Below are 20,888 nucleotides of genomic sequence, written 5' to 3'. Positions count from 1 at the left end.
TTGCAGAAGGAAACGTAACGCCTCACCCCAAGGCGGGTTCCGGTTTCGAGGCTTCAGAGCGCTTCGCGCGGTCAGCGCACCTGGTCAAGCAGGCGCTTGCATTCCAGGAGGTCGAACAGCGCCTCCTGCAGCAGCGCGCGATTGTCGCGCGACAGTTTCGACGAGTCCGGCTGAACCGGACCTTCCTCATCGCTCTTGCCCAGACCGAAAAAGCGACGGCTCGGCTTGACCCTTGGCTGACCAACCAGTTCGTCATCGCCGCCGCGCGGCTGCGCCGCCGGCGTCAGCGGCACCTGATCGGCCTGCTTTCGTTGCGAGATCGCCTCGACGGCGGCCATGTCGCCATTGCCGATTGCAACCAGGAAATGATTGCCGTTCTCGCGCAGCAACTTCTGCACGCCCTTGATCGTGTAGCCCTGGTCGTAGAGCATGTGGCGGATGCCCTTGATCAGTTCGACATCCTGCGGCCGGTAATAGCGACGGCCGCCGCCGCGCTTCATCGGCTTGATCTGGTTGAAGCGTGTCTCCCAGAAGCGCAGCACATGTTGTGGCAGGTCGAGATCTTCGGCGACCTCGCTGATGGTACGGAAGGCGTCAGGGCTCTTGTCCATGGGCGAAATCCTCACGCTGGAGCGTGATCCGGAACGGTCTTCAGCGAGATCAGTCTCAACAAAGAGACGCTCATTCCATTTGCGCGGAATGGATCATACGCGGAACACCAATCCGGCCATGCTGCCGAATCGGGCCTTATTTCAGCGGTTTGTGAAGCAATATTCAAGCCCGGCGTGATCGCGGGGCCGGTTTTCAACCGTACAATGAAGGCTATTTGCCGCCCTTTGCCTTGCTGTTCTGGTGAGAGCGCAAGATGCGGTTCTTCAGCACGTTGGACGATTTGAACGTCATCACCCGGCGCGGCAGGATCGGCACCTCTTCGCCGGTCTTGGGATTGCGCCCGATGCGTTCGTTCTTGGAGCGGACATGGAACGTCGCGAAAGACGACAACTTGACCGTCTCGCCACGCACAATGGCTTCGCAGATTTCGTCCAGCACGGCTTCGACCAGTTCGGCGGATTCAGTGCGCGACAGGCCGACCTTTCGGTAGACGGCCTCCGCCAGGTCGGCACGCGTAAGTGTCTTTCCCCCCATGCGACCGTCCCATCAGTTCAAAACGTAAAATCGGCACAACAACGGTAGAGCCTAAGTAATTGATCCGGCAAGGTCAAGGACCGAAACCGAGCCGTTCGGCACTTACCAGCGAACCAGAACGGCGCCCCAGGTGAAGCCGCCGCCCATCGCTTCCAGGAGGACGAGGTCGCCCTTCTTGATGCGGCCATCGGCAACGGCCACCGACAGCGCCAGCGGCACGGAAGCAGCCGAGGTGTTACCGTGCAGATCGACCGTAACCACCACCTTTTGCTCTGCTATCCCGAGCTTCTTGGCGGATGCGTCAATAATTCGTTTATTGGCCTGGTGCGGCACGAACCAGTCGAGATCGTCGGCCGATATGCCGGCGGCGGAGAAGGTTGCCTCGATGACGTCGGTGATCATGCCGACCGCATGCTTGAAGACTTCGCGACCTTCCATCCTGAGGTGACCGACCGTTCCCGTGGTCGACGGTCCGCCGTCGACGAAAAGCTTGTCCTTGTGCACGCCGTCGGAGCGCAGGCTGGCCGCCAGGACGCCGTGGTCGGCAATCGTGCCGGCCCCCTCGCCCGCCTCCAGGACAAGTGCCCCTGCGCCATCGCCGAACAGCACGCAGGTCGAGCGGTCGCTCCAGTCGAGGATGCGTGAGAACGTTTCCGAGCCGATCACCAGCACACGTTTGGCAAGCCCCCCACGGATGTAGAGGTCGGCTGTCGTGACCGCATAGACGAAGCCCGAACACACCGCCTGCATGTCGAAGGCGAAGCCGTGATGCATGCCGAGCCGGTTCTGGATCTCGACCGCTGTGGCCGGGAATGTGTTGTTGGGCGTCGACGTTGCCAGCACGATCAGGTCGATGTCATCAGGCGTCAGCCCGGCATTGGCAAGGGCGGCACGTGCCGCGGCCTCTCCCAGGGAAGCCGTCGTCTCGTCGTCGGCCGCGATATGACGCTGGCGGATGCCGGTACGCTGGGCGATCCACTCGTCCGAGGTTTCAACCATGCCCTCGAAATCGGCATTCTTCATGATGCGGCGGGGCAGCGCGGCGCCCATGCCGCGCACGACTGATCTGATCAAAGTTCTTTCCTATTCCTTCGCGTCGGTAACGACGTCGGATTTCCGGGATGACAGGGCACGCGGGTTGCGCGCATGAAACAGGTCCAGGTCGGCTTCGATGCGGTCGAGCAGATTGTTGCGCACCATGTCATAGCCGAGCTCGATCGCCGCGGCGAACCCGTCCGAATCTGCACCGCCATGGCTTTTGACGACAATGCCGCTCAGCCCCAGGAAGACGCCGCCATTGGAGCGGCCGACATCCATCTTTTCGCGCAGGCGATCGAAGGCGCCCTTGGCGAAGACATAGCCGATCTTGGCCATCAGGGTGCGGCTCATCGCGGCGCGCAGATACCCCGCGATCTGGCGAGCGGTGCCTTCCGCGGTCTTCAGTGCGATGTTGCCGGCGAAGCCCTCCGTGACGACCACGTCGACCGTACCCTTGCCGATATCGTCGCCTTCGACGAAGCCGTGATAGTTCATCGAGGCCATGTTGGCCTCGCGCAGCATGCGCCCTGCCTCCTTGACCTCTTCCTGGCCCTTGATCTCTTCGACGCCGACATTGAGCAGGCCGACGGTGGGCCGTGCAATGCCGAAAACGGCGCGCGCCATGCCGGTGCCGAGAATGGCAAAATCAATGAGCTGTTGCGCATCGGCGCCAATGGTGGCGCCGACGTCCAGAACCACGCTTTCGCCGCGCAATGTCGGCCACAATGCCGCGATCGCCGGGCGATCGATGGTGGCCATGGTGCGCAGGCAGAATTTCGACATCGCCATCAGCGCGCCGGTGTTGCCGGCGGAGATGCAAGCGTCAGCGGCACCTGACTTGACCGCTTCGACCGCCTTCCACATCGACGACTTCCAGCGGCCATGGCGCAACGCCTGGCTGGGCTTGTCGTCCATCCTGACCGCGATCTCGCAATGGAAGAATTCGCTCACCTCGGCCAATTTGGGGAACTTGGCCAGTTCGGGGCGCACAAGTTCCTCACGCCCGTAGATGACGAAGCGGATGTCGGGACGGCGAGTCGCGACCGTCATGAGCGCCGGAATGACCACGGCTGGTCCGTGATCGCCGCCCATGGCATCGATGGAAATCCTGATCACGCGGTATTCATCTCACGGTTAGGCGGCAGTCGCTTAGCGATCGCAAAGGTTCGGCGAAAATAGCGGTTTTGGCTTTTCGCACAACCGACTTTTCCATCGCGGGCGAGGTTTTCAGGATTTTCCCAGCAAGGATCGCAGTTTTTGCTGAAATTCATTCTCCGCCGCTTCGGTATCGCCGCCGGCATCCAGCGACGCGCCCGGCTTGCGCGGGTAAGGGTCGATGGCCAGTCCGAAGAACTGTTCGGCTAGCGCCCCGACATCGATGGTGTCGCCGGAGAATGTTTCGGGGCTGTCGGGCCCGTCCGCATCGAGCAGGATCTCGCCACCGCCCTCGAACCCCTGCCGCCCAAGCTTGGAATCCTCGGGCAACAGCAGTGCCTCGACCGGCTCGTCGATATGCGCCTGGACGGGGTCGAGCGTGACGATGCAGGCCTGCGTGATATCGGCCTCGACACGGCCACTGACCTTGACGCCATTGCGCTTCCAGGAAACGACAAGGAGTTCGGCGCGATAGGCTTCGACCGACAGCAGCCCGTGCTCCTCGGCGAGCGCGGCGCGCTGGGCGGCGTCGGCCTCGATCACCACCGGCAGGCCCTTCTGCGGCAGCCGGGCGACATTGGCGAAAAAGGAAACCGGGCTTCGCGGATCAGCATGTTTCATCAAGCACCTCCCTTGGCGAGCGGAAACACCGCCGTGCCGGAAACGATCGATTCGGACGGCTGGGCGGCCAGCTGCCGGCAGGCGTCGGCGACATAGTCGGCCAATTGCGGCGCCTCCGGCCACGTGCCGGCATCGGGCCGGACATTGCGTGCCAGTGCCGCGGTCAGGCCGTCGCGATCGTTTCTTTCCAGCGCATCATCATAGGCGGCGGTGCGGCCATAGAACATCTTCGCCAGTTTCTTCATGCGCTTGGGCACGCCGACATCGCCAATGCCCAGTTCCCGCAGCGAATGATCGACGTCGAGAAAGAACTCGTCGATCAGCACCTGGGCGATCTCCTGCGCCACGCCGTCTTCGCCGCGCAAGCGATGCTGGAACAGGAACATATGCAGCGAAAGCATCTCGAAACGGCCGAGCGGCGTGTCCGGCACATCCCAGTGGGAATAAAATACGGTCTGCCGCGCCGCCGCCACGATTTGTGCGTAAAGCGCGTCCGTTATGGCGCGGTTGGCGTGGCGTTCGCGACCAAAAAGGCGCTGGAACATGGGGATGGTCTCCCGGGGACCGTTTGTTGAATTGGCCTTGTTGCATCGGCAGGCAAGCTGGTTTACCGGTTTTGCGGCCCAGCGCAAGTTGCGGCGATATAATGGAGAATTGTTGTTGCGCGCGCTGAATTTCAAGTCGACCTTCTCGTCCAGGCCTGCCGGCGCGATCTCGCTGCTGCTGGTCGTTTCGGCGCTTTCGGCGTGTCACACCAACAAGATGATCGGCGACCTCAATCCGAGCGAGACATTCACGCAAGGTTACGTCTACGACCAGCAGGCCGTCGATTCGGTGCCAGTCGGTTCCAGCCGTGAGCAGGTGCTTCTGGCGCTTGGCACGCCGTCGACCACGGCGACTTTCGACAACGAGGCATTTTATTACATTTCGCAGACGCGCAAGCGCTATGTCGCCTTCGATAAGCCCAGGCTCGTCGACCAGAAAGTTCTGGCGGTCTATTTCGGCGCCGATGGCCGCGTCACCCAGATCGCCAATTACGGCATGAAGGACGGCAAGATTTTCGACTTCATCTCGCGCACCACGCCGACTGGCGGCAAGGACCAGAACTTCCTCAGCCAGATCATCAACGGCGCCAGCAAGCTGGCGCCCGGCATCCCCGGCGGCGGTACTCCCTGATCATCAGACCCTGCTTCCCCGTGGGAAGCAGCACCATCTCAGGCGACCAAAAACCCGTGGGAGCGATCCCACGGGTTTTTGTTTGGCCAAGGCGAGCAGACGGGGGCGAGCCGGCGTTAAATCGAGCGGATCTTGGGGTTTGAAGTGGCCGTGGAACCTGACGGAGCCAAACAAAAACCCGCAGGGATCGCTCCCCGCGGGTTTCTATCTGACGGCCAGGTTACGTTCAGCCGTGCGCGAGCACGGCCAGAAGCAGGAGCGCCACGATGTTGGTGATCTTGATCGCCGGATTGACCGCGGGGCCGGCGGTGTCCTTGTAGGGATCACCGACCGTATCGCCGGTCACCGAAGCCTTGTGTGCCTCGGTACCCTTGAGATGCTTGACGCCGTCCTTGTCGACAAAGCCGTCCTCGAACGACTTTTTCGCGTTGTCCCACGCGCCACCGCCCGAAGTCATCGAGATGGCGACGAACAGGCCGTTGACGATGACGCCGAGCAGCGAGGCGCCGAGGGCGGCGAAGGCCGAGGCCTTCGAACCCGAGATCAAGAGCACGCCGAAATAGACGACGAGCGGCGCCAGCACCGGCAGCAGTGACGGGATGATCATTTCCCGGATCGCCGCCTTGGTCAGAAGGTCGACTGCACGCGCGTAGTTCGGCTTGGAGGTGCCGGCCATGATGCCGGGATCCTCGCGGAACTGCTTGCGCACCTCCTCGACGATGGCGCCCGCAGCGCGGCCGACGGCCGTCATGGCGATGCCGCCGAACAGGTAGGGAATCAGGCCGCCGAAGATCAGGCCGGCGACGACGTAAGGGTTGGAGAGATCGAAGGAAATCTCGCCCATGCCCTGGAAGTAGGGATATTTGTCGCCGTTGGCGGCAAAGAACTTCAGGTCGTTCGAGTAGGCGGCGAACAGCACCAATGCGCCGAGACCTGCCGAGCCGATGGCATAGCCCTTGGTCACGGCCTTCGTGGTGTTGCCGACAGCGTCGAGCGCGTCGGTGGAGTGGCGCACTTCCTTGGGCAGACCGGCCATTTCGGCAATGCCGCCGGCATTGTCGGTGACCGGGCCGAAGGCGTCGAGCGCAACGATCATGCCGGCAAGGCCGAGCATGGTGGTGACGGCGATCGCCGTGCCGTAGAGGCCGGCGAGCTGGTAGGTCGAGATGATGCCGCCGACGATGACGATGGCCGGTAACGCCGTCGATTCCAGCGAGACCGCGAGGCCCTGGATGACGTTGGTGCCGTGGCCGGTGACCGACGCCTGGGCGATCGAGTTGACCGGGCGCTTGTTGGTGCCGGTGTAGTATTCGGTGATCACCACGATCAAACCCGTCACCGCAAGGCCGATCAGGCCGCAGATGAAGAGGTTCTTGCCGGTGATGACCATGCCGGCGACCGTGCCGATCTCGCCCCAGCCAAGGCATACCGAGGTGGCGACGCCGAGGCCGGCGATCGACAACAGACCGGTGACGATCAGGCCCTTGTAGAGCGCACCCATGATCGAACCGTTGGCCCCGAGCTTGACGAAGAAGGTGCCGACGATCGAGGTCAGGATGCAGGCGCCGCATATGGCGAGCGGATAGAGCATAGCGGCGCCGAGAACGGCGGTGCCGCCGAAGAAGATGGCACCGAGAACCATGGTGGCGACGACCGTCACCGCATAGGTCTCGAACAGGTCGGCGGCCATGCCGGCACAGTCGCCGACATTGTCGCCGACATTGTCGGCGATGGTGGCCGGGTTGCGCGGATCGTCCTCGGGAATGCCGGCTTCGACCTTGCCGACCAGATCGCCGCCGACATCGGCGCCCTTGGTGAAGATACCGCCGCCGAGACGGGCGAAGATGGAGATCAGCGAGGCACCGAAGCCGAGCGAGACCAGTGAGTCGATAACGATGCGGTCATTGGGCTGCAGGCCCATGGGACCGGTCAGGATGAGGTAGTAGATCGAGACGCCGAGCAGCGCCAGGCCCGCCACCAGCATGCCGGTGATGGCGCCCGACTTGAAGGCGATGTCGAGACCGGCGGCCAGACTGTTGGAGGCCGCCTGTGCAGTGCGCACGTTGGCACGCACGGAAACATGCATGCCGATGAAGCCGGCAGCGCCCGACAGGACGGCGCCGATCAGGAAGCCGATCGCGGCGGTGATCGAAAGCAGCCACCAGGCGAGCAAGAGCACGACCACGCCGACGGTGGCGATGGTGGTGTACTGGCGCGCCAGATAGGCTTGCGCGCCTTCGCGGATGGCGGCGGAGATTTCCTGCATGCGTGCGTTGCCCTGGTCGGACGCAAGGACCGAACGTGTCGCCCAGATAGCGTACAGGACAGAAAGCAAGCCGCAGGCGATGACGGCGGAAATAATGGTCATTGCCGATTTTTCCTCGATTGTTGGCCCAAATGAACCCCTCCCTGGGCCGATGAGATAAAGATGGAATCCCGCGTACGGAATCCGCCTCTTCGCATCGGTGTATGCGAAACAGTGCCGCGAACGTCAAGATATTGTTCAGTTTTTGCCCGGCTTTCGCCCAAAAGACAAAAGTCGCGACGACCCTGCCTGGCGTGGCCCTCATTTAGATCGATTGAAATGACGCAAGGGGATCGTGCCGACAAAGCCATCAGCTTCCAAAGGACTACTCCGCCTCGCGCCCCATGCGCCGCGCCGCATAGCGCTCGATCGCCGACAATCCGTCGTAGATCAGCACGGCAAGCGCCGCCACGATCAGGCCGCCCTGCAGGATGAAAGCAAGGTTGTTGGACAGAAGGCCAGCAATGATCACCTCGCCCAGCGTCTTGGCGGCAACCGTCGAGCCTATGGTGGCGGTGGCCAGGCTGATCACCACCGAGAGCCTGATGCCGCCCAGGATGATCGGCGCGCTGAGCGGCAGCTCGACCTTGGTGAGCCTTTGCCAGCCGGTCATGCCCGCGCCGCGCGCCGCCTCGACGACATTGGCCGGCAGCGTCGTCAACGCGGTCAGAGCATTCTCGAAGATCGGCAGCAGGCCATAGAGAAACAGCGCAATCAGCGTCGGCTTCTCGCCGAAGCCGACAGCCGGCACGGCGAGCGCCAGCACCGCCACCGGCGGGAACGTCTGGCCGATATTGACCAGGCTGCGCGACAGCGGCAGGAATTCGGCGCCAGCCGGCCTGGTGACAAGGATGGCCAGTGCCACCGCAACGATGGTCGCCGCGGCGGTGGCGATCAGCACGATGCGCAGATGCAGCAGCGTCAGCGTCAGCAGGCTGCCCTGATTGTAGATCACCGGCGCGTTGTTCTCGGTCAGCGGCTTGAGCAGCGGCTCAAACCAGCCCGGACTGGTGACGAACGTCGCAAGCAAAACCACCAGCGCAAGCCTGAGCAGCAAAGGCAGCCAGGCTCTCATGCCGGCCTCGCCGCCCGCTTGACCAGCCCATCCACCGTAACGCGGCCGAGTGGCTTGCCGTCGGCCCCTTTGACCGGCAGCGCCGGCCGGCCTGTCCACAGGAGTTCAGCCAGTGCATCGCGCTGGCTGGCATCGCCGGGGATGGCTTCGCCCTCGGCGGTGCCGTTCTCCACCGCGTCACGCACCCGTCCCAGCGACAGCAGCCTGAAGGGCCTTTCGCTGGCGCCGACCAGGGTCTCTACGAAGCTGCTGGCCGGGTTTGCCAGGATCTCGGCGGGGTTGGCGTATTGCACAAGCTTGCCGGCATCCATGACGGCGATCTTGTCGCCCATGTGCACTGCCTCCTCCATGTCGTGGGTGACGAGGATGATGGTGGTGCCGAAGCGCTTCTGGATCGCCAGCAGATCTTCCTGCGCCTTGGTGCGGATGATCGGATCGAGCGCGCCGAACGGCTCGTCCATCAACAGCACGTTGGGTTCGGCGGCGAGCGCGCGGGCCACTCCGACCCTCTGCTGCTGGCCACCGGACAGTTCGTGCGGGTAGCGCGGTCCGAATTCCTGGGGGTCGAGTTGGTAGAGCGTCATCAGTTCATCGACGCGCGCCTTGATGCGATCTTTGTCCCAGCCAAGCAGCACCGGCACAGTGGCGATGTTCTGCGCCACGGTGCGATGTGGAAACAGGCCGTGGCCCTGGATCGCATAGCCGATGCTTCGGCGCAGTTCGTAGCCCGGCACCGAACGATTGTCGGCGCCGTCTAGCTTGATGATGCCAGCGGTCGGTTCGACCAGCCGGTTGATCATGCGCAGCAGCGTCGTCTTGCCCGAGCCCGAGGTGCCGACAATGACGGCGATGGTACGTGGTTCAATGACCATCGAGACGTCGTCGACGACGGTGGTCGTGTCATAGCGCTTGGTGATGCCTTCGATCTCGATCATGCCGTGTCAACCCTGCGCTTGGTGGCGGTCATTTCGATCATTGCGTCGAGGATGATGGCGGCAGCGAAAGCGAGCGCCACGGTCGGCACCGCGCCGAGCAGCACCAGGTCCATCGCGGTCTGGCCAACGCCCTGGAAGACGAAGACGCCAAAGCCGCCGCCACCGATCAGCGCTGCGATGGTGGCAAGGCCGATGTTTTGCACCAGGACGATACGGATGCCGGTGAGGATCACCGGAAAGGCCAGTGGGAATTCGACGCCGAACAGGCGCTGGCGGTCGGTCATGCCCATGCCGCGCGCCGCGTCGTTGGCGGCGCGCCCCACGCCGGCGAGGCCGACCACGGTGTTGGCCACAACCGGCAGCAGCGAATAGAGGAACAGGGCGACGAAGGCCGGCGCCGTGCCGATGCCTCTGATGCCGAGCGCGGCCGCTCCCGGCACATGCGTGGCGATCCAGCCGAGCGGCGCGATCAGCAGGCCAAACAGTGCGATCGAAGGAATGGTCTGGATGATGTTGAGCACGTTGAGCACACCGGCCCGCAGCCTTTCGCCACGATGACAGAGTATGCCGAGCGGCAGGCCGACGACGACCGCCGCAAGCAGCGAGCCAAGCGCCAGCGTCACATGCTTGGAACCTTCGACCCAGAAACTGTCGGCGCGGTTGGCGTATTCCTTGAGGATGGAAAGGTCGTTCCAGGCCCCCGACACCAAGAGCAGCCCAATGGCCCCGGCGGCGGCAACCAGCACACCGACACGGGCCCATGGCGACAGGTTCAGCCTCGTCAGCACGTCCGCCAGCAAAAGCGTGAAGGCAAAGATGAGTACCCAGAAACCGGAGGCCGGCGATACCCTGGCAAGGGTATTGCCGGCCGGCGTCAAGAATGTGCCAGCGACGCCGACGAGCAGCGCGAGCGCGGCAAGCGCCACGACACTGGACGCAAGGCGCAGCACAAGCGGTGTCCTGAAGAGCGCTGTGAGCGCCGCGACGATCACGATAGCCATCAGCAATGGCCCGGCGGTTGCCGGCAGCGCCTCGAGAATCGAGCGCGCCTGGCCCGGAACGATCCGATTGGCGCGGAACGTGGCGAAGGGAGCGAGGAACGCCGCATAGGCCGCGATCGCGGCAATGACCACGCCGAGCTTGTCGAAACGGATGTTCACGCCCTCCCCCGTCGGTCGTTCCGGCGCGCCACGCGAGCGGCGCGCCGGAATCGTCCTACTTCAGAAAGCCGTTCTTCTTCAGGAAGTCCTCGGCGACGCCCTTGACCGGCTCGCCGCCAACCTGCACACGGCCGTTCAGTTCCTGCAGCGTGACCAGGTCGAGCTTGGCGAAGACCGGCTTCAGCAGCGTCTCGATTTCGGGATGTTGCTTGAGCACGGATTCGCGGATGATGGGCGCCGGCTGGTAGACCGGCTGCACGGCCTTGTCGTCCTCGAGCACGACAAGGCCCGACGGCGCGATGCCGCCATCGGTGCCGTAGACCATGGCGGCGTTGGCGCCACTGGTCTGGTTGGCGGCCGCGGCGATGGTCGCCGCGGTGTCACCGCCCGAAAGCGTGATCAGTTGGTCCGGCTTCAGCGTGAAGCCGTAGGTGGTCTGGAAGGCCGGAAGGGCGGCCGCCGAATTGACGAACTCGGCGGAAGCCGCGAGCACCACCTTGCCGCCGCCGGCGACGTATTTGCCGAAGTCCGACAGCGTCACGAGCTTGTTCTGGTCCGTCACTTCCTTGCGCAGTGCGATCGCCCAGGTGTTGTTGGCCGGCGCCGGCGACAGCCAGACGATCTTGTTGGAGTCGTAGTCGAGCTTCTTGGCTGTCTCATAGGCCTTGGCGGCGTCCTTCCAGACCGGGTCGTCGGCCTTCTCGAAGAAAAAGGCGGCGTTGCCGGTGTATTCGGGATAGATGTCGATCTCGCCGGCGGTGATCGCCTTGCGCACCACCGGCGTGCCGCCGAGCTGGATGCGGTCCGATGTCTTGATGTTGTTGGCATTGAGAACGAGCTGGATGATGTTACCGAGCACGCCACCCTCGGTGTCAATCTTCGAGGAGACCACCACCTGAGCACTGGCGGAAGCTGCCGTGATGGCCAGCGCCAATGCCGCGCCGGCGAAAACCTTGACTGAAAACATCGTGAAAACCCTTTGCTGTGAACCGGAATGCGGCGGCCGCATATGAGCATGGCTTCAACGGCCAGTCGGGGCACACGGTTTCATAACAATAGGCACAGGCGCAATAATTTTGTTTCAGATCGGCAAATTCAACCGAAGCAATCCTGACAGCATCATGCCAGTTCGACAGCAGTTTTGGGATCAGGTGCGCGCGTTGCGCGGAGCCGTCAACTTGAGTGCGCCGAGGGCCACGAAGCACAGAACGGTGACCGGAAAGATCATCCAGTTCAGCATCTCCCAGCCCCAGGCGTTGTAGACCATGCCCGACAGCAGCGACGCGCAGGCGACGGAGCCGAACAGGACGAAGTCGTGGAACCCCTGCACCTTGCCCTTTTCCGACGGCCGGTAGCTGGCCGCGACCATGGCGGTGGCGCCGATGAAGCCGAAATTCCAACCAAGGCCGAGCAGGATCAGCGACGTCCAGAATTGCCACAGCGCCAGCCCCGACAAGGCAACGGCAGCGCAGCCGATGAGCATGATCAGGCCGATGGCGACAATGCGCTCGGCGCCGAAGCGATGGATCAGCGAGCCGGTGAAGAAGCTCGGCGCGAACATCGCCATGACGTGCCAGGAAATGCCCAGCGTCGCATCGTCCTCCGACAGGCCGCAACCGACCATGGCCAGCGGCGCGCCGGTCATGACGAAGCTCATCAGCGCGTAACTGCCGACGGCGCAGAACAGCGCGGCGACGAAGCGCGGCCTGGTGACGATTTCGGACAGGGGCCTGGCATCGCCGCCGGAAACGTCAACCTTGCTCGCCGCCTTCGCCGGCAGGCGCAGAAACGACAGGATCATCGCGCCGACGGCTGCCAGCGGCAGGATGGAGGCGAACGATCCGGCAAACATCACCGGTGCGAACAGTTCCCGGGTGAAGATGACGATCTGCGGCCCGAGGATGGCGGTGACAATGCCGCCGGCCAGCACGAAGGAGATGGCGCGCGCCTTGAACTGCGGAGGCGCATTGTCGGCGGCTGCGAAGCGGAATTGCTGGACGAAGGCGCCACCGATGCCGATCACCAGCAGCGCGAACGCGAACAACCAGAAACTGCCGTGGAAAAGCGCCAGTGTGGCAATCAGGCCGCCAAGCGCGGTGACGACGGTTCCGGTCATGAAGCCGCCGCGCTGGCCCAGCTGGCGGATAATGGCCGCGGCGGGCAAGGCGCCCAGCGCGACGCCGATGTTGAAGCCGGTGATCGGCGCCGTGGCCAGCGATTTGTCGGCACCGAGCAGGTATTGGCCGGCCAGCGCGCCCATCGAAATGGCGATGGGTGCCGCCGAGCCGATAATCGCCTGCGAGGCGGCGAGGATCAGCGCGGTGCGCCGCGCCTCCCTGCCCGTCTCGATGGCGATGGCCGTCACGATGCGTCCTTGCCCCGCCCCTCGCCGCGCACCCGGCGTGACACGCGGTCGAGTACGGCATTGACGAGTTTCGGCTCGTCTTCCTCGTAGAAGGCCTTGGCAATGTCGACATATTCCGAAACGATGACCGCCACCGGCACGTCCTCGCGCTTCATCAATTCATAGACGCCGGCGCGCATAATGGCGCGCAGCGTCGAATCGAGCCTCGACAGCGGCCAATCATCGGTCAATGCTTGGCGGATGACTGGATCGATGGTCTTCTGGTTCTCGACGACGCCGGTCAGGATGGCGCGGAACCATTGCGCATCCGCCTCGCGATAGAGCGCGCCGTCGACTTCCTTGCCAAGCCGGAACGCCTCATATTCGGCGGTGATCTCGAAGACACCGCTGCCGGCGACATCCATCTGATAGAGCGCCTGCACAGCGGCCAGACGGGCCGCGCCACGCTTGTTGGCATGGCGCACAGCGGGCTGTCCGGGCGAAGCGGGCTCGCTCACGATCGCGCTCCCAATTGTTCCTTGAGCGCGATCATGGTCAGCGCCGCTCGCGCAGCAAAGCCACCCTTGTCGCCTTCCGAGCGCTTGGCCCGCGTCCATGCCTGGGCGTCGTTCTCGGTGGTCAGGATGCCGTTGCCGACACAGACCGAGTCCTGCACGGACAGGTCCATCAGCGCGCGGCTGGATTCATTGGCGACGATATCGAAGTGATAGGTGTCGCCACGGACGATCGTGCCGAGGGCGACAAACCCATCGTAATTGGTGCCGCCTTCCGCCGCGCCGTCCAGCGCGAAGGTGATCACTGCGGGAATTTCGAGCGAACCTGGAACGGTGACGACGTCGTAAGTCGCGCCCGCTTCATCGAGCGCGCTCGTCGCGCCGTCGAGCAGCGCGTCGGCAAGGTCGTCGTGAAAGCGCGCTTCGACAATCAGCAGATGCGCCTTCGCCTTCGGACGAATGAAGGCTTTGCCGTGTTGGGATGTACCAGCCATAAAAGTCTCCGGGGGGTTGCCGGTGACTTAGGCCGAAGCCGGATTGATCGCAAGCGGAAGATTGCTGGAGTGTGTCAGACGCATTGGACCGGCCGGTCCGGCAGACTTTCTAGAGCCCCTCTTTCGCCGCCTCCGCCAGTCGTGCCGCATAGCGGGCCATGGTGTCGATCTCGAGATTGACGCGGTCGCCGACCTTGCGCTCGCCCCACGTGGTCACGGTCAGCGAGTGGTGGATCAACAGCACGTCGAAGCGGGTGCCCTCGACCTTGTTGACGGTGAGCGAGGTGCCGTCGAGCGCGACGGAGCCCTTTGGCGCGATGAATTTGGCCAGATGGCGCGGCGCCTCAAGCGTGAAGCGCACCGCGTCGCCCTCGTCCTTGCGCTCGACGATCTCGGCGGCGCCGTCGACATGGCCCGATACGATGTGGCCGCCGAGTTCGTCGCCTATCTTCAGCGCCCGTTCGAGATTGACCTTGGTGCCGGATTTCCAACTCGACGCCGTGGTCAGCCGCAAGGCCTCTTCCCAGGCCTCGACCTCGAACCAGCGCGCGTTCGAGCCATGTTCGGGCAGCGCCGTGACCGTCAGGCAGACGCCGCCACAAGAAATCGAGGCGCCAATGGCGATGGTTTCGGGGTCATAGGCGGTATCGATGCGCAAGCCGACGCCTTCGCTAAGCGGCTTGATGGCCGCGACGGTGCCGATATCGGTGACAATTCCGGTAAACATCGATGCTGATCCCTAGAGGTCCCTTACCCACTCGGCGTAGCTGTCCTCGCCGAAGCGCATCTCGCGCAACTTGCGGAAGCCTGCCGGGATATGGTCGGCATCGACCGGCGATGCAATGCCATCCTCGCCAATAGCCTCCGGCCCCTGGAACAACACGATGCGATCGACCAGATCTTCGTCGAGGAATGCCTTGGCGACCTGGGCGCCGCCCTCGACCAGCACGCTTGCCATGCCGAGCGCCGCCAGGTCTTCGAGCAGTTCCGGCAAGGCGACGACGCCGTCATGGGTTTCGGTGCCGATGAAGCGTACGCCGGCGCGTTCGAGCGCGGCGCGACGGTGCGGATCGGCTTCAAGACAGGCAGCGACATAAAGCGGCACGCGGTCGACACCGGAAACCAGCTTCGAGGCTTCCGGGAGCCGTATCTGGCGATCGAGGATGATGCGCGCCGGCGAACGGTTCTCCAGCCCCGGCAGGCGCACGGTCAGCGCCGGATCGTCTTCCAGCGCCGTGCCGATGCCAATCAGTATGGCGTCGGACTCCGCGCGCATCAGATAGACGTCGCGGCGCGCGATCTCGCCGGTGATCGCGACCTGGCCGGCGCCTTTCCTGCCGATCTGGCCATCGCTCGAAAGCGCAAGCTTCAGCGTCACTTCCGGACGTTTTCGCAGAGATCGAATCAAATAACCCGCCATCTGCTCGGCGGCATCCGTGGCCAGGACCTTCTCCACCACCTCGATGCCGGCGGCGCGCAGGATGGCAAAGCCCTTGCCGGAGACACGCGGATCAGGGTCGCTGGCGGCCCCCACGACGCGCGCAATCCCGGCATTGACCAGCGCAATGGCGCAAGGCGGGGTGCGGCCGTGATGCGCGCAAGGTTCTAGCGTGACATAGGCGGTGGCACCACGCGCGAGCGCGCCGGCCTCGGCCAGCGCCTCGGTCTCGGCATGCGGCCGGCCGCCGACCGCGGTGACACCGGTGCCGACGATCATCGGCCCCGCGCCGTCATCTCGCACGATCAGCGTGCCGACGGAAGGATTGGTGGAGGTGCGGCCGGCATTCCTGCGCGAAAGCCGCAAGGCGGCGGCCATGAAACGACGATCAAGGGCCGCTTGTTCGGCCTCGCTCAGTTGCGATGCTGCCATGCTCAGCCGGCGTCCTCTTCACTCTTGTCTTCGTCGCCCTTCAGCTCGCCCAGGAGTTCATGAAAATCCTTGGCCTCGCGGAAATTGCGGTAGACCGAGGCAAAACGCACATAGGCGACGTCGTCGAGCGACTTCAGCGCCTCCATGACCAGCCGGCCGACCTCGCCGGAGGCCACTTCCGTCTCGCCGGAGCTTTCGAGCTGGCGCACGATGCCGGTCACGGCGCGGTCGATGCGTTCGGGATCGACATTGCGCTTGCGCACCGCGATCTCGACCGAGCGCAGCAGCTTGTCGCGGTCGAACGGCACTTTACGGCCCGACTTCTTGACCACGACCAGATCGCGCAACTGGACGCGTTCGAAGGTGGTGAACCGGCCGCCGCAATCGGGGCAGACACGCCGCCTGCGGATCGCCGCGCCATCCTCAGCGGGGCGCGAATCCTTCACCTGCGTATCTTCGGACTGGCAATAGGGACAGCGCATGGAGAGCCTTGGGTTCGCGAATCTGGTGAGGCGAAAGGCTTAGAGCCTTTCCGACCGGGATTGAAGCCGTTCCGTCTCTTCAACGGACTGCAGCATCAGAGATAGCGAGGCGCGAGGAAGATTGCCAGCGCGGCAACCAGCCAGACGGCGATGCCGCCGGCAACAGCCAGGCGATAGTCGACCTTGTCGATGAACAACCAGCAGGCGCCGAGGAAGGCAAGATAGGCGGGAATTGTCTTCATTCCGGCAAGGCAGGCATCGCGGAAACCGCCCGGATCGCCCTTGGCGCCGACGGCGAGCAAGGCAATGACGGCAAAGGTCGGCGCCAGCGGCAGGATACCTGGCAGGACATTGCCCCGCTTGGACGCCCAGACGATCAGCGCCGTCACCAGCCCGCCGACCACACCCTTCCAGACAATGTCCATCCGCGGTCCCTACTGCGACCGAGCCGTCACGGCGCGACATCCTTGGTCGGGAAGCCGCAAGACGTTCCGAGGTTGCGGTAGGCCTTGGTGAAGCCGTCCATCGGGATGCTGGCGAAGGCCTGCTTGCCGAAAGTCACGTCGAGCGAGACGACCTGACGCATGGCTCGCAGCAGCGCGAGACTGGTCTTGGCCTGGTTGTCGACCGTCCAGCTCGGACGGCCGATGCCGGCATCGTTGGAATAGACCGTTGCCGAAACCTTGACGCCGGGATCGCCGAACGTCGCCGCGATCTTCTTGCCGGTCGGCAGTTGCTTGTTGTCGACGGTGAGCATGATGGCGGGATAGGCATCAGGCGGCAGCGCATCGCCGGTCGAGATCGACAAGGTCAGCGTGCCTGAATTGCCATTCGCGTCGAAGAACGCCGTCGAAGCCGCACAGGTCTTGTGCGCATCCTGGCCGGTATCGAGTGTATCGACCATGGTTGTCCATCGGCCGAAGGTGCTCGTGGCAGGCATGTCCGGAGCGGGCTGTGTCTGCGCCGAAGCGGGCCCACAGACGGCCAGCCAGCCGATAGCGCCGAGTAACGCGATACGAAAATTGCCCATCATCGTTTCTCCAGTTCCATGCGCCACCCGATCAGGGTGGCGCGCCGCCGGCGGATAAAAGATGACGCTTCGCGCCTGGTCAATCGATAAGGACGGTCAGCCGAGATACGGATAGAGCGGAAAACGATCGGTCAACGCCACGACCTTGGCCTTGACCGCCGCCTCGACCGCGGCATTGCCCTCGTCCGAATTGGCGACCTTGAGACCATCCAGCACTTCGGCGATCAGCTTGCCGATCTCGCGGAATTCGGCCTGGCCGAAGCCGCGCGTGGTGCCGGCCGGCGTGCCCAGGCGCACGCCCGAGGTGACGAAAGGCTTTTCCGGATCGAAGGGAATGCCGTTCTTGTTGCAAGTGATGTTGGCGCGGCCAAGGGCTGCCTCGGCGCGCTTACCGGTGGCGTTCTTGGGGCGCAAATCGACCAGCATCAAATGGTTGTCGGTGCCGCCGGAGACGATGTCGAGGCCCGTCTCCTTGAGGCTCGAAGCCAGCGCCTTGGCGTTGGCGGCCACACTCTCGGCATAGACCTTGAAGCTCGGCTTAAGCGCCTCGCCGAAGGCCACCGCCTTGGCGGCGATGACATGCATCAGCGGGCCGCCCTGCAGGCCGGGGAACACCGCCGAATTCATCTTCTTGGCAATCTCTTCGTCGTTGCACAGGATCATGCCGCCGCGCGGGCCGCGCAGCGACTTGTGCGTCGTGGTCGTCACCACATGGGCGTGCGGCAATGGCGAGGGATGCACGCCGCCCGCGACCAGGCCAGCGATGTGCGCCATGTCGACCATCAGATACGCGCCGACCGCATCGGCGATCTCGCGAAAGCGCTTCCAGTCCCAGATGCGCGAATAGGCGGTGCCACCGGCCAGGATCAGCTTCGGCTTGGTCTCATGCGCGGTCTTCTCGATCGCGTCCATGTCGAGCAGATGGTCTTCCTTGCGCACGCCATAGGAGACGACCTTGAACCACTTGCCGCTCATGTTGACCGGCGAGCCATGGGTGAGATGGCCGCCGGAATTGAGGTCGAGGCCCATGAAGGTGTCGCCGGGCTGCAGCAGCGCCAGGAACACCGCCTGGTTCATCTGGCTGCCGGAGTTCGGCTGGACGTTGGCGAAATTGCAACCGAACAGCTTCTTCGCCCGCTCGATGGCCAGTTCCTCGGCCACGTCGACGAACTGGCAGCCGCCATAGTAGCGCTTGCCCGGATAGCCCTCGGCATATTTGTTGGTCATGATCGACCCCTGCGCCTCGAGCACCGCGCGGGAAACGATGTTTTCCGAGGCGATCAGCTCGATCTCGTGGCGCTGGCGACCGAGTTCATTGCGGATGGCACCGAAAATCTCCGGATCGGCGTCTTCCAGCGTGGTTTCGAAGAAGGATTCGAATTTGTTCGACGCTGCCGCTGCTGTTGCCATGGCCTGAAATCCTCCGGTTCGGGGCAATTTGTTTATGCTTATCGTTGTCCCAAAACCGCTGCACACTTTTGGGCGACACGCATTGCCGCGCCATTAACACAGTTGTTTTCGACCCGCCACGTTTGCGGCGCGAAATTTGCTGGCCGGTTTGCGGCAGAGACTGCAAATCCGCAGCCGCCGAGCACCGCCGGTGCTATTTCCGTGTCTGCCTGCCGTTCAAAAGGGCTTCCGTCAGGGTGATCTCGGTGAACAGCGCCCGCGCTGTGTGGTCGTTGATCTTGCCGCGGCGAAGCATGGCGCGCAAGGCGCCACGCTCGGCGGCGATGCCGGCGAGCCTCAGATCGATCTCCAGCCTTCCCGCCTCCCGCACTTCGGCGCGCGCCTCATCGGCCTCGTCGGACGCCGCGATGCGGCGCCGATAGGCCGCGACAATGCCGTTGGCGGCGGCGAGCTTGAGGCCGGGCACATCGCCCTCCTCTTCATCCGTCTGGGCGATGCTTTCGAGGTGGGCGCTCGCCGCCTTCGCAGCGCCAACGCGAGCCATGCGTTCCTCGGCGGCGCCGGCGTCTTCGCCGGGCTCGACCAGCCCGCGCGCGATCACCGGCAAGGCCAGGCTGGCGATCACAAGGGAGCAGATGATGACGCCGGCGGCGAGGAAGATGACTAGGTCGCGCGCGGGGAATGGCGAACCGTCCTGGAGGGCCAGCGGCAGCGACAATATGCCGGCCAGCGTGATGGCGCCGCGCACGCCCGAGACCGAACCGGCGAGCCGCACGCGCAGGCCGAACGGTTCGGTCTTACGCTTGCCGAGCCGCGCCGCAAAACCCGCCGTGATGTCGCCGATCCAAATCCAGACGAAGCGGAGCGCGATCAGGCAAAGGGTCAGCAGAAGGACCGTCAGCACCGGCTCGAGCAGCCAATGGCGGCTGGACAGCTCCGGTGGCACCTTGCGGATGATTTCGGGAAGCTGCAGGCCGAGCACTATGAACAGCGCGCCGTTGAAGACGAAGGAAAACGTCGTCCACAGCGAGATCGTCTGCATGCGCGCCGAGACGCCGAGAAAGCGGAATATGCCGGTGCTTCCGGTCAAGAGACCGGCGGTCACCGCGGCCAGGATGCCCGAGGCCCCGAAATGCTCGGCGCCGAGATAGGCGACGAAGGGAAGCAGGACGGTGATCAGCACCTGCGCCTCGGCGGGCACGCCGCCTATGCGGTTGAGGAGTTGCATCGCCTTGGCGGCGACGAACAAGGCCGCCACGCCGGCCAGGATACCGACCGCCACTGCGTAGACAAAACTCAGCGAAGCGGCGGCAAAGGAAAAACTGCCGGTCAATGCCGCCGCGACGGCAAAGCGAAACATGACCAGGCCCGACGCATCGTTGAGCAAGGACTCGCCTTCCAGAATGTGCATCAGCCGCGCCGGGACGACGTTCCTGTCGACGATCGAGGAGACGGCCACCGCATCGGTCGGCGACAGCACGGCCGCGAGCGCGAAGGCCACGACCAGCGGAATGCTCGGCACCAGCCAGTGCAAGGCATAGCCGAAACCGACAATGGTGAAAAAGACGAGGCCGATGGCAAGGTCGAGGATCGGCCCGCGCAGGGCCATCAGCTCGCGCTTGGGCGCGCCGAAGGCATCGCTGAACAGCAGCGGCGGAATGAACACCAGCAGGAACAGCTCCGGATCGATCTCGACATGAATGCGGCGCACCGGCCAGGCAAGGGCAGCACCTATGGCGATCTGCAGGACCGGCAGCGGCACCCGCACCAGCCGCACCAGCGCGCCGGAAACAGCGACGAAGACCAGCACGACGAGGACGAAGATAGCGGCTTGCATGGCACGATTCCGGCTGTTTTGCGAACCATGCGCAATCGTCGTCCTCGCGTCCAGACAGCGCCGGAACGGCGATGGCCGAGGCCGGCCTATGTTTGCGGTATAGAAAAAGCGGACCGCGCGGACGGCAGGCCGTCCATGCAAAAGGCGTTGCCCAAGCGACCGTCCGCTTCCGCGTCGACAATGTTGCAAACTCGGCGCCGTCAACCGCGCGCAAGCGATGGCGCGGTTGGTCAACCAACGGCTGATCTAACCACCCTGCAAACGAAAGGCCGCCCCTTCGAACGGCCTTTCGTCA

At 64.0% G+C, this 20,888-nt stretch carries 22 protein-coding genes; 1 reads left to right on the top strand and 21 read right to left on the bottom strand.

Going from position 1 to position 20,888, the window contains the following annotated elements:
* Window positions 1–71: 71 nt before the first annotated feature.
* The 6 genes from FJV83_RS05900 to FJV83_RS05875 all read right to left on the bottom strand — a co-directional run bounded on the left by FJV83_RS05900 (window position 72) and on the right by FJV83_RS05875 (window position 4,505).
* Window positions 72–611 (bottom strand): MerR family transcriptional regulator, encoded by a 540-nt coding sequence (locus FJV83_RS05900; protein ID WP_027046741.1) that lies wholly within the window; start codon window positions 609–611, stop codon window positions 72–74.
* A 211-nt stretch (window positions 612–822) separates the two neighbouring features.
* Window positions 823–1,146: an integration host factor subunit alpha gene (locus tag FJV83_RS05895; RefSeq protein WP_010915609.1), complete on the bottom strand. Its 324-nt coding sequence runs from the start codon at window positions 1,144–1,146 to the stop codon at window positions 823–825.
* Between the two features lie 102 nt (window positions 1,147–1,248).
* The gene (locus FJV83_RS05890) at window positions 1,249–2,220 is read right to left on the bottom strand and encodes a beta-ketoacyl-ACP synthase III (RefSeq protein WP_095770428.1); all 972 of its coding nucleotides are present in this window, start codon (window positions 2,218–2,220) and stop codon (window positions 1,249–1,251) included.
* 9 nt (window positions 2,221–2,229) lie between these two features.
* The gene (gene plsX / locus FJV83_RS05885; protein WP_019857626.1) at window positions 2,230–3,300 is read right to left on the bottom strand and encodes a phosphate acyltransferase PlsX; all 1,071 of its coding nucleotides are present in this window, start codon (window positions 3,298–3,300) and stop codon (window positions 2,230–2,232) included.
* Window positions 3,301–3,411: 111 nt separating this feature from the next.
* Complete coding sequence (locus tag FJV83_RS05880; protein ID WP_095770429.1) at window positions 3,412–3,960, bottom strand: DUF177 domain-containing protein; 549 nt, start codon at window positions 3,958–3,960, stop codon at window positions 3,412–3,414.
* Window positions 3,960–4,505 carry a ubiquinol-cytochrome C chaperone family protein gene (locus FJV83_RS05875; RefSeq protein WP_095770430.1) on the bottom strand — a complete coding sequence of 182 codons (546 nt, stop codon included), beginning with the start codon at window positions 4,503–4,505 and terminating at the stop codon, window positions 3,960–3,962. Before FJV83_RS05875 ends, FJV83_RS05880 begins: the two co-directional genes overlap by 1 nt.
* Before the next feature lie 115 nt (window positions 4,506–4,620).
* Between FJV83_RS05875 and FJV83_RS05870 the strand changes: the two genes are divergently transcribed.
* On the top strand, window positions 4,621–5,136 hold the full coding sequence (locus tag FJV83_RS05870; RefSeq protein WP_027046739.1) for an outer membrane protein assembly factor BamE: 516 nt from the start codon (window positions 4,621–4,623) through the stop codon (window positions 5,134–5,136).
* A gap of 226 nt (window positions 5,137–5,362) precedes the next feature.
* On the opposite strand, the gene FJV83_RS05865 is transcribed toward FJV83_RS05870, so the two are convergent.
* From FJV83_RS05865 to FJV83_RS05795, 15 genes are all read right to left on the bottom strand, one after another.
* Complete coding sequence (locus tag FJV83_RS05865) at window positions 5,363–7,504, bottom strand: sodium-translocating pyrophosphatase (protein WP_095770431.1); 2,142 nt, start codon at window positions 7,502–7,504, stop codon at window positions 5,363–5,365.
* 262 nt (window positions 7,505–7,766) lie between these two features.
* Window positions 7,767–8,516, bottom strand: coding sequence for an ABC transporter permease (locus FJV83_RS05860; protein ID WP_095770432.1), 750 nt, complete (start codon window positions 8,514–8,516; stop codon window positions 7,767–7,769).
* The gene (locus FJV83_RS05855) at window positions 8,513–9,451 is read right to left on the bottom strand and encodes an ABC transporter ATP-binding protein (protein ID WP_095770433.1); all 939 of its coding nucleotides are present in this window, start codon (window positions 9,449–9,451) and stop codon (window positions 8,513–8,515) included. The genes FJV83_RS05860 and FJV83_RS05855 overlap by 4 nt, the downstream gene beginning before the upstream one ends.
* A complete protein-coding gene (locus tag FJV83_RS05850) occupies window positions 9,448–10,611 on the bottom strand; it encodes an ABC transporter permease (RefSeq protein ID WP_142887451.1) in 1,164 nt (387 codons plus the stop codon). The genes FJV83_RS05855 and FJV83_RS05850 overlap by 4 nt, the downstream gene beginning before the upstream one ends.
* A 55-nt stretch (window positions 10,612–10,666) precedes the next feature.
* The gene (locus FJV83_RS05845; protein WP_142884752.1) at window positions 10,667–11,578 is read right to left on the bottom strand and encodes an ABC transporter substrate-binding protein; all 912 of its coding nucleotides are present in this window, start codon (window positions 11,576–11,578) and stop codon (window positions 10,667–10,669) included.
* Window positions 11,579–11,758: 180 nt separating this feature from the next.
* Window positions 11,759–12,976, bottom strand: coding sequence for an MFS transporter (locus tag FJV83_RS05840; RefSeq protein ID WP_142876370.1), 1,218 nt, complete (start codon window positions 12,974–12,976; stop codon window positions 11,759–11,761).
* Window positions 12,973–13,473 (bottom strand): transcription antitermination factor NusB, encoded by a 501-nt coding sequence (nusB, locus tag FJV83_RS05835; RefSeq protein ID WP_019857616.1) that lies wholly within the window; start codon window positions 13,471–13,473, stop codon window positions 12,973–12,975. The genes FJV83_RS05840 and nusB overlap by 4 nt, the downstream gene beginning before the upstream one ends.
* Complete coding sequence (gene ribH, locus FJV83_RS05830) at window positions 13,470–13,964, bottom strand: 6,7-dimethyl-8-ribityllumazine synthase (RefSeq protein ID WP_095770437.1); 495 nt, start codon at window positions 13,962–13,964, stop codon at window positions 13,470–13,472. Before ribH ends, nusB begins: the two co-directional genes overlap by 4 nt.
* Before the next feature lie 109 nt (window positions 13,965–14,073).
* A complete protein-coding gene (locus FJV83_RS05825; protein ID WP_095770438.1) occupies window positions 14,074–14,691 on the bottom strand; it encodes a riboflavin synthase in 618 nt (205 codons plus the stop codon).
* A gap of 12 nt (window positions 14,692–14,703) precedes the next feature.
* Window positions 14,704–15,834, bottom strand: coding sequence for a bifunctional diaminohydroxyphosphoribosylaminopyrimidine deaminase/5-amino-6-(5-phosphoribosylamino)uracil reductase RibD (ribD, locus tag FJV83_RS05820; RefSeq protein ID WP_185973285.1), 1,131 nt, complete (start codon window positions 15,832–15,834; stop codon window positions 14,704–14,706).
* Between the two features lie 2 nt (window positions 15,835–15,836).
* Entirely contained in the window at window positions 15,837–16,316 is a 480-nt protein-coding gene (gene nrdR / locus FJV83_RS05815) for a transcriptional regulator NrdR (RefSeq protein ID WP_010915593.1), read from the bottom strand.
* A gap of 95 nt (window positions 16,317–16,411) precedes the next feature.
* Complete coding sequence (locus tag FJV83_RS05810; RefSeq protein WP_019857610.1) at window positions 16,412–16,741, bottom strand: GlpM family protein; 330 nt, start codon at window positions 16,739–16,741, stop codon at window positions 16,412–16,414.
* A 26-nt stretch (window positions 16,742–16,767) separates the two neighbouring features.
* Window positions 16,768–17,346 (bottom strand): hypothetical protein, encoded by a 579-nt coding sequence (locus FJV83_RS05805; protein ID WP_179295940.1) that lies wholly within the window; start codon window positions 17,344–17,346, stop codon window positions 16,768–16,770.
* 96 nt (window positions 17,347–17,442) lie between these two features.
* Entirely contained in the window at window positions 17,443–18,756 is a 1,314-nt protein-coding gene (glyA, locus tag FJV83_RS05800) for a serine hydroxymethyltransferase (RefSeq protein WP_095770440.1), read from the bottom strand.
* A 193-nt stretch (window positions 18,757–18,949) separates the two neighbouring features.
* Window positions 18,950–20,593: a Na+/H+ antiporter gene (locus FJV83_RS05795; protein ID WP_142884753.1), complete on the bottom strand. Its 1,644-nt coding sequence runs from the start codon at window positions 20,591–20,593 to the stop codon at window positions 18,950–18,952.
* Window positions 20,594–20,888: the final 295 nt, after the last annotated feature.

This window comes from Mesorhizobium sp. WSM4307, from assembly GCF_007003945.1.
Lineage (GTDB): Bacteria > Pseudomonadota > Alphaproteobacteria > Rhizobiales > Rhizobiaceae > Mesorhizobium.
Note: the sequence above shows the minus strand (reverse complement) of the source record. Positions and strands in the feature narration are given on the sequence as shown.

Coding starts and splice junctions, on each gene's coding strand:
- FJV83_RS05810 (WP_019857610.1), bottom strand. CDS start 16,741: ATGGACATTGTCTGGAAGGGTGTGGTCGGCGGGCTGGTGACGGCGCTG.
- FJV83_RS05880 (WP_095770429.1), bottom strand. CDS start 3,960: ATGAAACATGCTGATCCGCGAAGCCCGGTTTCCTTTTTCGCCAATGTC.
- ribD (WP_185973285.1), bottom strand. CDS start 15,834: ATGGCAGCATCGCAACTGAGCGAGGCCGAACAAGCGGCCCTTGATCGT.
- FJV83_RS05825 (WP_095770438.1), bottom strand. CDS start 14,691: ATGTTTACCGGAATTGTCACCGATATCGGCACCGTCGCGGCCATCAAG.
- FJV83_RS05875 (WP_095770430.1), bottom strand. CDS start 4,505: ATGTTCCAGCGCCTTTTTGGTCGCGAACGCCACGCCAACCGCGCCATA.
- FJV83_RS05900 (WP_027046741.1), bottom strand. CDS start 611: ATGGACAAGAGCCCTGACGCCTTCCGTACCATCAGCGAGGTCGCCGAA.
- FJV83_RS05855 (WP_095770433.1), bottom strand. CDS start 9,451: ATGATCGAGATCGAAGGCATCACCAAGCGCTATGACACGACCACCGTC.
- FJV83_RS05845 (WP_142884752.1), bottom strand. CDS start 11,578: ATGTTTTCAGTCAAGGTTTTCGCCGGCGCGGCATTGGCGCTGGCCATC.
- FJV83_RS05805 (WP_179295940.1), bottom strand. CDS start 17,346: ATGGGCAATTTTCGTATCGCGTTACTCGGCGCTATCGGCTGGCTGGCC.
- glyA (WP_095770440.1), bottom strand. CDS start 18,756: ATGGCAACAGCAGCGGCAGCGTCGAACAAATTCGAATCCTTCTTCGAA.
- FJV83_RS05795 (WP_142884753.1), bottom strand. CDS start 20,593: ATGCAAGCCGCTATCTTCGTCCTCGTCGTGCTGGTCTTCGTCGCTGTT.
- FJV83_RS05860 (WP_095770432.1), bottom strand. CDS start 8,516: ATGAGAGCCTGGCTGCCTTTGCTGCTCAGGCTTGCGCTGGTGGTTTTG.
- FJV83_RS05865 (WP_095770431.1), bottom strand. CDS start 7,504: ATGACCATTATTTCCGCCGTCATCGCCTGCGGCTTGCTTTCTGTCCTG.
- nrdR (WP_010915593.1), bottom strand. CDS start 16,316: ATGCGCTGTCCCTATTGCCAGTCCGAAGATACGCAGGTGAAGGATTCG.
- FJV83_RS05895 (WP_010915609.1), bottom strand. CDS start 1,146: ATGGGGGGAAAGACACTTACGCGTGCCGACCTGGCGGAGGCCGTCTAC.
- ribH (WP_095770437.1), bottom strand. CDS start 13,964: ATGGCTGGTACATCCCAACACGGCAAAGCCTTCATTCGTCCGAAGGCG.